Source organism: Mycobacterium sp. E3339 (assembly GCF_001666915.1).
Taxonomy (GTDB): domain Bacteria; phylum Actinomycetota; class Actinomycetes; order Mycobacteriales; family Mycobacteriaceae; genus Mycobacterium.
On record NZ_LZIZ01000196.1, the window covers coordinates 1 to 12,151 of the forward strand.

Below are 12,151 nucleotides of genomic sequence, written 5' to 3' on the forward strand. Positions count from 1 at the left end.
TGCATCTCAGCTTGGTCGGGTTCGCGCAACCCGACCCACACGAACGCGTCCTGGCCGAGCGCCTCCATCTCGCGCACCTTGTCGCGGGCCTCGGCGTAGCTGAACTTGCCGGGCAGACGGTGGCCGTCGGCGTAGACGGCGCAGTCGACCAACGTCTCGTGCGTCGCCTGGGGCTGGGGGTCCGGCTGCGGCGGGTGCGGCTCGTGCGCGAGGGGCCGGAGCGCTTCAGGCAATGCGTCAAAGCCCTGGAACACATCCACCTCCGATCGCAGCGCAGGTCTGGACGAGCGGTGCTCCATGCTACGCGTCCCGTCTTCCCGAAGCGTGACGATCCGGCCGGAGGTTGGCGGCCGAGAAGGGTGCGCTAGTTTCGTGCCGAGACCCGAATCTGCATGACTATCTCCACAAGGAGTATTTCGACGTGAGCGCAAGTCCTCTCAAGGTCGCCGTCACCGGCGCCGCCGGCCAGATCGGCTACAGCCTGTTGTTCCGCCTGGCGAGCGGTTCGCTGCTCGGGCCCGATCGCCCGATCGAGCTGCGCCTGCTCGAGATCGAACCGGCGCTCAAGGCGCTCGAGGGCGTCGTGATGGAGCTCGACGACTGCGCGTTCCCGCTGCTGGCCGGGGTCGAGATCGGCGCGGACGCCAACAAGATCTTCGACGGCGTCAACCTCGCCCTGCTGGTCGGCGCCCGGCCGCGCGGCCCGGGCATGGAGCGCAGCGACCTACTGGAGGCCAACGGCGCGATCTTCACCGCGCAAGGCAAGGCGCTGAACTCCGTCGCCGCCGACGACGTCCGCGTCGGCGTGACCGGCAACCCGGCCAACACCAACGCGCTGATCGCGCTGAGCAACGCACCGGACATCCCCAAGGAGCGGTTCTCGGCGCTGACCCGCCTGGACCACAACCGCGCCATCTCGCAGCTGGCCCGCAAGACCGGCGCGCAGGTCACCGACATCAAGAAGATGACGATCTGGGGCAACCACTCCGCCACCCAGTACCCCGACATCTTCCACGCCGAGGTCGGCGGGAAGAACGCGGCCGAGGTCGTGAACGACCAGGACTGGATCGAGAACGACTTCATCCCGACCGTGGCCAAGCGCGGCGCGGCGATCATCGACGCGCGCGGCGCCTCCTCGGCCGCCTCGGCCGCATCGGCCACCGTGGACGCCGCCCGCTCCTGGTTGCTGGGCAGCCCGCAGGGTGACTGGGTGTCGATGGCGGTCTACTCCGACGGCTCCTATGGCGTGCCGGAGGGAATCGTGTCGTCGTTCCCGGTGACCACCAAGGACGGCGACTGGTCGATCGTGCAGGGGCTGGACATCGACGACTTCTCCCGTGGCCGCATCGATAAAACCACCGCGGAGCTGGTCGACGAGCGCAAAGCGGTGACCGAGCTGGGTCTCATCTGACCCATTAGGTCTACTAACCGGTAGTCAGTACCCTGAAGCGCGTGTCCGAGTTGATTGAATCGATACAGACGCGCGCCGAAGCCGGCGCGATCACCGATGCGGAGATCTTCGAGGCACACGTCGGCGGCAAGCTTTCGGTAGGCCCGACGGCCCCCCTGGACACCCAGCGCGCGCTGTCGATCGCCTACACGCCCGGCGTGGCGCAGGTCAGTCGCGCGATCGCCGCCGACCCCAGCCACGCCGCCCGGTACACGTGGGCGAACCGGTTGGTCGCCGTCGTCAGCGACGGCAGCGCCGTGCTGGGCCTCGGCGACATCGGGCCGGCCGCGTCGCTGCCGGTGATGGAGGGCAAGTGCGCCCTGTTTCAGGCGTACGGCGGCCTGAACGCGATCCCGATCGTGCTGGACACCAAGGACCCCGACGAGATCGTCGAAACCCTGGTGCGGTTGCGCCCGACCTTCGGCGCCGTCAACCTCGAGGACATCTCCGCGCCGCGTTGTTTCGACATCGAGCGTCGAGTGATCGAGGCGCTGGACTGCCCGGTGATGCACGACGACCAGCACGGCACGGCGATCGTCGCGTTGGCCGCGCTGATGGGCGCCACCAAGCTGCTCGGCCGCGACATGACGTCGCTGCGGGTGGCGGTCTCGGGCGCCGGGGCCGCGGGCGTTGCGTGCACGAATCTCCTTCTGGCCATGGGGGTTTCGGACATCACCGTGGTCGACTCGCGCGGCATCCTGCACCCGGGGCGCGCCGACATGAACAGCGTGAAGAGCGTGCTGGCGCAGCGCACGAACCCCGACGGCCTCACCGGCAGCATGGCGGAAGCGCTGCGCGGCGCCGACCTGTTCCTCGGGGTGTCGGGCGGCGTGGTGCCCGAGGAGATGATCGCCACCATGGCGCCCGACGCGATCGTGTTCGCGTTGTCCAACCCCGACCCGGAGATCCACCCGCAGGTCGCCGCCAAGTACGCCGCGGTCGTGGCCACCGGGCGCAGCGACTTCTGCAACCAGATCAACAACGTGCTGGCCTTCCCCGGCGTCTTCCGCGGGGCGCTGGACGCGGGGGCGCGCCGGATCACCGAGAAGATGATGGTGGCCGCGGCCGAGGCGATCTTCTCGGTGGTCAGCGACGACCTGGCCCCCGACCGGATCGTCCCCAGCCCGCTGGACCTGCGCGTCGGGCACGCGGTCGCCACGGCGGTGGCCCTGGCCGCCGACACCGCAGACATCGCGGGGTGAGAACCGGCTGGCTGGCGGCGCCGCTGGCGCTCACCGTGCTCGCGGTGGCCGGCTGCGGGGCCGACGGCGGCGATCATGGCCCCCGCCCGGAATTGGTGGTCGGTTCGGCGACGGACCCCGAGTCCACGCTGCTGGCCGGCGTCTACGTCGCCGCGCTGCGGTCCTATGGTTTCGCGGCGCGCGCCGAGAGCGCTGACGATCCGATGGCGCGGCTGGACTCGGGTGCGTTCACGGTCGTGCCCGCCCTGACCGGCCGCACGCTGCAGAGCCTGCAGCCCGGCGCGACGGCCATGTCCGACGCCGAGGTCTACCGCGCGATGGTGGCCGCGCTGCCCGAGGGCGTCGCCGCGGGCGACTACACGACGGCCGCCGAGGACAAGCCCGTGCTGTTGGTGACCGGCGCCACCGCCAAGGCGTGGGGCGGCAGCGACGTCAGCGCGGACTTGAGCACGCTGCCGAAGCACTGCGGCGGCCTGAGTCTCGGCACCGTCAGCGGGCGCCGCGCCCCGTCGGCCGTGGGCAGCTGCCGGCTGCCCGACGCGCGCGAATTCCCGGACGACACAACGATGTTCGCCGCGGTCCGGGTTGGCCAGCTGACCGCGGGGTGGACGACAACCGCCGACCCGGGCCTGCCCACCGACCTGGTCACGCTCGTCGACGGCAAGCCCGCGTTGATACGCGCCGAGAACGTGGTGCCGCTGTATCGCCGCAACGCCCTGGCCGATCGGCAACTGCTGGCCATCAACGAAGTGGCCGGCGTGCTGGACACCGCGGCCCTGGTCGACATGCGGCGCCAAGTGGCCGGTGGGGCCGATCCGCAGGCGGTGGCCGGCGGCTGGCTGGCCGAACACCCGCTGGGGCGTTGAATCAGCGCTTGGGCAGCAGCCGCGCGACGGCGTGCTTCACCCGGCCCATGACCGGCCCGCTCACCAGCCGCTCGGGCCTCGAACCCGTCAACCGCGTCACCAGGTCCATGGCCTTGACGTCCGGCCCGACCAACACCCGGGCCTTGTTCTTGAGCACCCCGGCCAGGATGAGCTGAGCCGCTCGCGTCGGTGTGGTCTTGGCCTGCTGTTCCTCGAACATCGCCGCGAAGGTGTCTTGGTCGAGCCCCTCGGCGAAGATGGCGTTGCGGGCGAACCCCGTCCGCACGCCGCCGGGGTGCACCGTCGTCACCCGCACCGGGTGGCCGGCCGCCATCATTTCCAGTCGCAGCGCCTCGGTGAAGCCACGGACGGCGAATTTTGCCGAGACATAGGCGGCCTGCCCGGGCGCCGCGAACAGCCCGAGCGCGCTCGAGATGTTGATGACGTGGCCGTCGCCGGAGGCGATCAGGTGGGGCAGAAACGCTTTGGTGCCGTTGACCACGCCCCAGTAGTCGACGTCCATCACCCGTTCGATGTCCTTGAATCGGGTGTCTTCGATGGACCCGACGAACGTGATTCCGGCGTTGTTGTAGACCTGATTGACCTGGCCGAAGTGGTCCCTGACCGCGTCCGCATACGCGAGGAATTCCTCGCGTTCGGTCACGTCGAGCCGGTCGGCTTTGACCGGCACGCCGAGGGCATGCAATTGCTCCTCGGTCTCTGCCAATCCTTCGATGTCGACGTCGCTGATTGCCAGCTTCGCCCCGGCTCGGCCCAGCTCCAGCGCCAAGGCCTGACCTATCCCCGATCCCCCGCCCGTGACGACGGCAACTTTGCCGGCGAACCCTTCCATATGGACTCCTAGTGGCGGCGTGCTGGGTCAGGCTATCCGGTGACCACCGGCCGCGCCACGGCGGGTCTCACTGTTTGGGCATCAACCGGCCCATGACGGGGCCGAACAGCTGCTGATAGTAGGGGCCGGCCACCCGCACCATCACGTCCAGGAGCTTGGCGTCCGTGCCGACCAGCACCCGGGCCTTCTTCTTGCGGACCGCGTCCAGGATGACCTCGGCGGCGCGTTTCGGGCTGGTCCTGGCGAGCCGTTTGTCGAACAGCTTGGCCAGTTGTTCGGGGTCGAGTCCCTCGGCGGCGGTGGCGTTGCGGGCGATCGCGGTCTTGATGCCGCCGGGGTGCACGGTGGTCACCGCCACCGGGTGGCCGGCCGCCACCATCTCCTGTCGCAGCGCCTCGGTGAATCCCCGGACCGCGAACTTGGCCGCGTTGTACGCCGCCTGGCCGGGCACCGAGAAGAGCCCGAACACGCTGGAGACGTTGATGACGTGACCGTCGCCGGAGGCGATCAGGTGCGGCAGGAACGCCTTGGTGCCGTTGACGACGCCCCAGAAGTCGACGTCCATCACCCGCTCGATGTCCTTGAACTGGCTGATTTCGACATCGCCGGTGTAGGCGATGCCGGCGTTGTTGTAGACCTGGTTCACCTTGCCGAAGTGTTCCTTGACCTCGTCGGCGTAGGCCAAGAACGCCTCGCGCTCCGTCACGTCGAGCCGGTCCGCCTTGACCTCGGCCCCCATCGCCTTCAACTGCGCCTCGGTCTCCGCCAGGCCCTCGACGTCGACGTCGCTGATCGCGACCTTGGCGCCCGAGCGGGCCAGCTCCACGGCCAGCGCCTGCCCGATACCCGAACCCGCACCCGTCACCACGGCGACCTTGCCGGCGAACCCTTGCATGCGCACCCTTCCTTATGTCTGGTTGCGTCGAGGCTAGCCGGTACCGACGGTCCGGGGTACGGGCGGGTGGTTCGCGTACGCGATCAGCGGAACGCGGTGTCGAGGATCTCCTGCTGCTCGACGGCATGCACCTTCGACGACCCCGACGACGGGGCGGACATGGCCCGCCGCGAGATGCGCTTGAGCCCGGTCAGCTTGTCGGGCAGCAGCTCCGGCAGCTCCAGGCCGAACCGCGGCCACGCGCCCTGGTTGGCCGGCTCCTCCTGCACCCAGAAGAACTCCGTGGCGCCGGGGTAGCGGTCCAGCGTCTCGTTGAGCCGGCGCTTGGGCAGCGGGGCGAGCTGCTCGATGCGCACGATCGCGATGTCGTCGCGGTTGTCCTTGGCCTTGCGCGCCACCAGCTCGTAGTAGATCTTGCCGCTGGTCAACAGGATGCGGGTGACCTTGCTACGGTCGCCGACGCCGTCCTCGTACGTGGGCTCCTCGAGAACCGAGCGGAACTTGATCTCGGTGAAGTCCCTGATGTCGCTGACGGCGGCCTTGTTGCGGAGCATCGACTTCGGCGTGAACACGATCAGCGGCCGCTGAACACCGTCGAGGGCGTGCCGGCGCAGCAGGTGGAAATAGTTCGACGGCGTCGACGGCATCGCGATCGTCATCGAACCCTCCGCCCACAGCTGCAGGAAGCGTTCGATGCGGCCGGAGGTGTGGTCGGGGCCCTGCCCTTCGTGGCCGTGCGGCAGCAACAGCACCACGTTGGACAGCTGGCCCCACTTGGCCTCACCGGAGCTGATGAACTCGTCGATGATCGACTGCGCGCCGTTGACGAAGTCGCCGAACTGCGCCTCCCACAGCACCAGGGCGTCCGGATTGCCCACGGTGTAGCCGTATTCGAAGCCGACGGCCGCGTACTCCGACAGCGGTGAGTCGTAGACCAGGAACTTGCCGCCGGTGGGGGTCCCGTCGGCGTTCGTCGCCAGCAGCTGCAGCGGCGTGAACTCCTCGCCGGTGTGGCGGTCGATGATCACCGAATGCCGCTGGGAGAACGTGCCGCGGCGGGTGTCCTGGCCCGACAACCGAACCAGCTTGCCTTCGGCCACCAGCGAACCCAGCGCCAGCAGTTCGCCGAAGGCCCAGTCGATCTTGCCCTCGTAGGCCATCTCGCGGCGCTTTTCCAGCACCGGCTGCACCCGCGGGTGCGCGCTGAAGCCCTCCGGCAGGGCCAGGAACGCATCACCGATGCGGGACAGCAGCGCCTTGTCCACCGCGGTGGCCAGGCCCGCCGGAAGCATCTGGTCGGCCTCCACGGATTCGCTGGGCTGTACGCCGTGCTTCTCCAGGTCGCGCACCTCGTTGAAGACCCGCTCCAGCTGGCCCTGGTAGTCGCGCAGCGCGTCCTCGGCCTCCTTCAGCGAGATGTCGCCGCGGCCGATCAGGGCTTCGGTGTAGCTCTTGCGGGCGCCGCGCTTGGTGTCGACGACGTCGTACATGTAGGGGTTGGTCATCGACGGGTCGTCGCCCTCGTTGTGCCCGCGCCGGCGGTAGCACAGCATGTCGATGACGACGTCCTTCTTGAACCGCTGCCGGAAGTCCACGGCCAAGCGCGCCACCCAGTCGCACGCCTCCGGGTCGTCGCCGTTGACGTGGAAGATCGGTGCGCCAATCATTTTCGCGACGTCCGTGCAGTACTCGCTGGACCGCGAAAACTCCGGCGCGGTGGTGAAGCCGATCTGGTTGTTCACGATGATGTGGATGGTGCCGCCGACGCGGTAGCCGGGCAGGTTCGCCAGGTTCAGCGTCTCGGCCACGACCCCCTGGCCGGCGAAGGCGGCGTCGCCGTGCAGCATCATCGGCATCACCGAGAAGCTCTTTCCGTCGGTGTCGTCCGCCCCCCTGTCGAGCAGGTCCTGCTTGGCCCGGACCAGCCCCTCCAGCACCGGGTCGACGGCTTCCAGGTGCGACGGATTGGCGGTCAGCGACACCGCAATGTCGTTGTCGCCGAACATCTGTAGGTACACACCGGTGGCGCCCAGGTGGTACTTGACGTCACCGGAGCCGTGGGCCTGCGATGGGTTGAGGTTGCCCTCGAACTCGGAAAAGATCTGCGAGTACGGTTTGCCGACGATGTTGGCCAGCACGTTGAGCCGGCCGCGGTGCGGCATCCCGATGACCACCTCGTCCAGGCCGTGCTCGGCGCACTGGTCGATCGCGGCATCCATCAGCGGGATGGTGCTTTCCGCGCCCTCCAGCGAGAACCGCTTCTGCCCAACGTATTTGGTTTGCAGGAACGTCTCGAAGGCCTCTGCGGCGTTGAGCTTGCTCAGGATGTATTTCTGTTGCGCCACGGTCGGCTTGACGTGCTTGGTCTCGACGCGCTCCTCCAGCCATGCCGTCTGCTCGGGGTCGAGGATGTGGGTGTATTCCACGCCGATGTGGCGGCAGTAGGCGTCGCGCAGCAGGCCCAGCACGTCGCGCAGCTTCTTGTATTCGCAACCGGCGAAGCCGTTGACCTTGAACACTCGGTCGAGGTCCCACAGCGTCAGGCCGTGGTTGAGGATTTCCAGGTCGGGGTGGCTGCGGAACCGGCTGCCGTCCAACCGCAGCGGGTCGATGTCGGCCATCAGGTGGCCGCGGTTGCGGTAAGCCGTGATCAGCTCCATCACCCGGGCGTTCTTGTCGACGATCGAGTCCGGGTTGTCGGTGCTCCACCGCACCGGCAGGTACGGGTTGCCCAGTTCGCGGAAGATCTCGTCCCAGAACGCGTCCGAGAGCAGCATCTCGTGGATGGCGCGCAGGAAGTCGCCGGACTCCGCGCCCTGGATGATCCGGTGGTCGTAGGTCGAGGTCAGCGTGATCAGCTTGCCGATGCCCAGCTCGGCGATGCGTTCCTCGCTGGCGCCCTGGAATTCGGCGGGGTATTCCATGGCGCCGACGCCGATGATGGCGCCCTGGCCGCTCATCAGCCGCGGCACCGAGTGCACGGTTCCGATGGTGCCGGGGTTGGTCAGCGAAATCGTCACGCCCGCAAAGTCTTCGGCGGTCAGCTTGCCGTCGCGCGCACGCCGCACGATGTCCTCGTAGGCGGAGACGAATTCCGCGAAGCGCATGGTCTCGCACTTCTTGATGCCGGCCACCACCAGCGAGCGTTTGCCGTCCTTGCCCTGCAGGTCGATCGCCAGCCCGAGGTTGGTGTGTGCCGGCGTGACCGCGGTGGGCTTGCCGTCGATCTCGGCGTAGTGCCGGTTCATGTTCGGGAACTGCTTGATGGCCTGCACCAGCGCGTAGCCCAGCAGGTGGGTGAAGGAGATCTTGCCGCCGCGGGTGCGCTTGAGCTGATTGTTGATGACGATCCGGTTGTCGATCAGCAGCTTGGCCGGAACGGCGCGGACGCTGGTGGCGGTCGGCACGTCGAGCGAGGCGGACATGTTCTTGACGACGGCGGCCGCGGCGCCGCGCAGCGTCTGCAGCTCGTCGCCTTCGGCGGGCGGGGGAGTCGGGGCTTTCGGTCTGGCCGGCGCCGCGGCGGAGGCGCCGTTGCCGTCGCCGCCCGCCGGCGGGGCGGGCGCAGCGGTCTGGGTGGCCGGCTGGGCGGGCTTTGCGGGCGGCGGGCTCGCGGCGGCCTGGCCGTCCCCGGCGCTGGACGCCGGTTCGCCCGTCGACTCGGGGTTGTAGTCAACCAGGAACTCATGCCAGCTCGGATCGACCGACGAGGGGTCATCGCGGAACTTGCGGTACATCTCCTCGACCAGCCATTCGTTTTGCCCGAATGGTGAACTAATGTTGCTCACGACCGCCGTTCGCCTCAATTCCTCTGTCCTGCAAGCGCTTTCGCAGCTGCTGCGTGGCGCCTGTGCGTTTTCCGACCCGGATTGTGGAGCATGTCACACCGCTGGCGATGCTCAACGTTTCCGCCCTATAAAGGCTAACCTTTCGCCGGCGATTCGCCAGGGAGACGGGGGTAGCACCCGATCGCCGTTCGCTAGCCGGCTTCGTGGAACGGCGGCACCAGGTGCAGCGCCCGCGGCCAGCGCACCGGTGGGGCACCGAAGGCCCGGTTGGCGTTGCGGACGATCTTCCTGCCCGCGAAGTAGTTGCCGACACCGCCGACCACGATGCCGATGCCCACCGGCAGCAGTTTGCCGAACATCAGGGCGCCGCGGCGCAGCGTGTACCGCTTGACCCACGACTTGAGCAGCCGCGAGTTCAGCCGCGACATCGACGACAGCGGGACCGCGGCCACGCTCTCGGAGATCCAGCCGCCGTTGGTGCGGGCCGGGCCGAACAGCTGGGTGACCGCCTCCTTGCTGTTGTCGCCGACCAGCACCGACAGCACCAGGGCGCGGCGCCGTTCGCGGTGGTCGGCGGGGATGTCGTGGACAACCGCGACGGCCAACACGAAGAACGCCGTGGCTTCCAGGAACGTCACCGTCTCCGCCGCGGCCGCCGACAGCGCGCTCAACGTGCCGATGCCGGGGATGGTCGCCGCGGCGCCCACCGCCATGCCGCTGGCCGTCACCATGCCCACGTAGCGCTTCTGCAGCTTGGCGAGGATGTCGGCCGGGCCGCTGTTCGGGTGCGCGTTGCGCAGCCGGGTCACATAGGCCTCGGCCGCCGGGCCCTGGATCCGCGAGCTTCGCTCGATGACCTGGGCCAATGCCCGCGAGGACATCTTGGGCCGGCCGTTGGTGGGCGCAGGCGCCTGATCCGCGTGCGACATGCTAAAAATCCGGTTCGAAGACCGCTTCCGTCGGGCCCGCATCTTGCCTCTCCTGCAAATGGCGTCCTACCAGGCTAACGTGCCCGCCGCGCAACGCCGACCGAACATCAAACCTTCTCCCGGTGCACCCCGGATGGAATCCGTGGCTGCCCCGAAGTGCCCCAGCGGCAATAATGCAGGCTGGATGTCTGTGGCGGCCCGGGCCGGTCGAAGCGGGCATCGTCGGGAGCTGAAACGAGGTGGGTAGATGACCACGGCGACGCCTTCGTCGCCCGGGGGGACCGGGCGCGCGGCGCCCAACCCAGCCCACCTCACCAAGCGCTGGAACTTCCTCACCCAGAATTCGCCGCACTCCCAGCGGCCCTGGAACGCGCTTTGGGCGATGATGATCGGCTTCTTCATGATCATGGTCGACTCGACCATCGTCGCCGTCGCGAACCCGACGATCATGACCAAGTTGCACATCGGCTACGACACGGTGATCTGGGTGACCAGCGCCTACCTGCTGGGTTATGCGGTCGTGCTGCTGGTGGCCGGGCGGCTCGGCGACCGATTCGGCACCAAGAACATGTACCTGATCGGCCTGGTGGTGTTCACCGTCGCCTCGGTGTGGTGCGGGCTGTCGGGCAGCGCCGCCATGCTGATCGCGGCCCGGGTCGTGCAGGGCGTGGGCGCGGGGGTGCTCACGCCGCAGACCCTGTCGACGATCACCCGGATCTTCCCGCCGGAGCGGCGCGGCGTGGCGGTGAGCCTGTGGGGCGCCACCGCCGGCGTCGCCAGCCTGGTCGGTCCGCTGGCCGGCGGCGTGCTGGTCGACGGGCTGGGCTGGCAGTGGATCTTCTTCGTCAACGTCCCCATCGGCGTGCTGGGGCTCGCGCTGGCCTACTGGCTGGTCCCGGTGCTGCCCACCCAGTCGCACCGGTTCGACCTGGCGGGGGTGGCGCTGTCGGGTGCGGGGATGTTCCTCATCGTGTTCGGGCTGCAGCAGGGCCAGGCCGCGCATTGGCAACCCTGGATCTGGGCGATGATCGTCGCCGGCATCGGGTTCATGACGGTGTTCGTGTTCTGGCAGTCGATGAACACCGACGAGCCGCTGATTCCCCTGGCGATCTTTCGTGACCGCGACTTCGGGCTGTGCAACGTCGGGGTGGCGATCGTCTCGTTCGCCGCGACGGCGATGATGCTGCCGCTGACGTTCTACGCGCAGGCCGTGTGCGGGCTGTCGCCGACCCGCTCGGCCTTGCTGATCGCGCCGATGGCGATCGCCAACGGCGTGTTCGCGCCGTTCGTCGGCAGGATGGTCGACAAATATCATCCGCGGCCGGTCCTGGGCTTCGGCTTCTCGGTGCTGGCGATCGCCCTGACCTGGCTGGCCTTCGAGATGTCGCCGGCCACGCCGATCTGGCGGCTGGTGCTGCCGTTCTTCGCGACGGGCGTCGGCATGGCGTTCGTGTGGTCGCCGCTGACCGCCACCGCCACCCGGAATCTGCCGCCGCGCCTGGCCGGCGCGGGATCGGCCGTCTACAACTCCGTGCGCCAGCTCGGCGCGGTGCTCGGCAGCGCGGGCATGGCCGCGTTCATGACGTCGCGCATCGGTGCCGAGATGCCGGCGCAGCCGGTATCCGGGGGCGAGGAGACGCCCAGCCTGCAGCTGCCCGAGTTCCTGCGCGACCCGTTCGCGTCCGCCATGTCGCAATCGGTGCTGCTGCCGGCCTTCATCGCGCTGTTCGGCATCATCGCCGCGCTGTTCCTGCTCGGCTTCGCGCGATCGGCCGGGGCCGGTGACCCGCACGGGGCCACCGACGTGGTGGACGACGACTACGACGACGACGAGTACGTCGAATTCATCCTCCTGCGCGAGCCCGAGGCGACCCCCGCGGCGGGGCGCCGAAGCGGCGCCCCGCCGGCGGCCGATCCGCGCCAGCGCCCGGCCCCCGCACGGCGGGGTCCGCGGGCGGTCCCGCTTCGGCCGAGCGAACCAATCGGGTTCGCGCGCAACGGCTCTCATGCCGACGGGCGTCAGCGCTTGCGTCCCGTCACCGAGCTCTCGGCGCGCGCCTACCGGCCCGCACCGCCACCGCAACGGCCGAACGGCCTGCCGCGAGGCACCCGTCGCGATGCCGACGACGAGCCGACCGGTTACGGTCGGCACTCGGCGGGCGGCTAGC

8 protein-coding genes and 1 pseudogene are annotated in these 12,151 nt (G+C 68.9%); 4 read left to right on the forward strand and 5 right to left on the reverse strand.

Annotated features, from left to right (window positions below):
* Positions 1–260, reverse strand: a pseudogene (locus A5702_RS18220) (magnesium transporter CorA); the annotation flags it as partial.
* Positions 261–421: 161 nt separating this feature from the next.
* On the opposite strand from A5702_RS18220, the gene A5702_RS18225 reads away from it, so the two are divergent.
* The 3 genes from A5702_RS18225 to A5702_RS18235 are packed head-to-tail and all read left to right on the forward strand — an operon-like array spanning position 422 to position 3,518.
* Positions 422–1,411 (forward strand): malate dehydrogenase, encoded by a 990-nt coding sequence (locus A5702_RS18225; protein ID WP_068222443.1) that lies wholly within the window; start codon positions 422–424, stop codon positions 1,409–1,411.
* A 41-nt stretch (positions 1,412–1,452) separates the two neighbouring features.
* Positions 1,453–2,652, forward strand: a complete 1,200-nt coding sequence (locus A5702_RS18230; RefSeq protein WP_068222446.1) for an NADP-dependent malic enzyme — start codon at positions 1,453–1,455, stop codon at positions 2,650–2,652.
* Positions 2,649–3,518: a glycine betaine ABC transporter substrate-binding protein gene (locus tag A5702_RS18235; RefSeq protein WP_068222449.1), complete on the forward strand. Its 870-nt coding sequence runs from the start codon at positions 2,649–2,651 to the stop codon at positions 3,516–3,518. Before A5702_RS18230 ends, A5702_RS18235 begins: the two co-directional genes overlap by 4 nt.
* Before the next feature lies 1 nt (position 3,519).
* Here A5702_RS18235 and A5702_RS18240 read toward each other — a convergent pair whose 3' ends face one another.
* The 4 genes from A5702_RS18240 to A5702_RS18255 all read right to left on the reverse strand — a co-directional run bounded on the left by A5702_RS18240 (position 3,520) and on the right by A5702_RS18255 (position 10,025).
* Positions 3,520–4,371, reverse strand: a complete 852-nt coding sequence (locus A5702_RS18240; protein WP_068222452.1) for an SDR family oxidoreductase — start codon at positions 4,369–4,371, stop codon at positions 3,520–3,522.
* 67 nt (positions 4,372–4,438) lie between these two features.
* Positions 4,439–5,266, reverse strand: a complete 828-nt coding sequence (locus tag A5702_RS18245) for an SDR family oxidoreductase (protein WP_055398712.1) — start codon at positions 5,264–5,266, stop codon at positions 4,439–4,441.
* 83 nt (positions 5,267–5,349) lie between these two features.
* On the reverse strand, positions 5,350–9,054 hold the full coding sequence (locus A5702_RS18250) for a multifunctional oxoglutarate decarboxylase/oxoglutarate dehydrogenase thiamine pyrophosphate-binding subunit/dihydrolipoyllysine-residue succinyltransferase subunit (RefSeq protein ID WP_068222455.1): 3,705 nt from the start codon (positions 9,052–9,054) through the stop codon (positions 5,350–5,352).
* 191 nt (positions 9,055–9,245) lie between these two features.
* Positions 9,246–10,025, reverse strand: a complete 780-nt coding sequence (locus tag A5702_RS18255; RefSeq protein ID WP_055403706.1) for a hypothetical protein — start codon at positions 10,023–10,025, stop codon at positions 9,246–9,248.
* 205 nt (positions 10,026–10,230) lie between these two features.
* Here A5702_RS18255 and A5702_RS18260 point away from each other — a divergent pair, with 205 nt between their 5' ends.
* The gene (locus tag A5702_RS18260) at positions 10,231–12,150 is read left to right on the forward strand and encodes a DHA2 family efflux MFS transporter permease subunit (RefSeq protein ID WP_068222457.1); all 1,920 of its coding nucleotides are present in this window, start codon (positions 10,231–10,233) and stop codon (positions 12,148–12,150) included.
* Position 12,151: the final 1 nt, after the last annotated feature.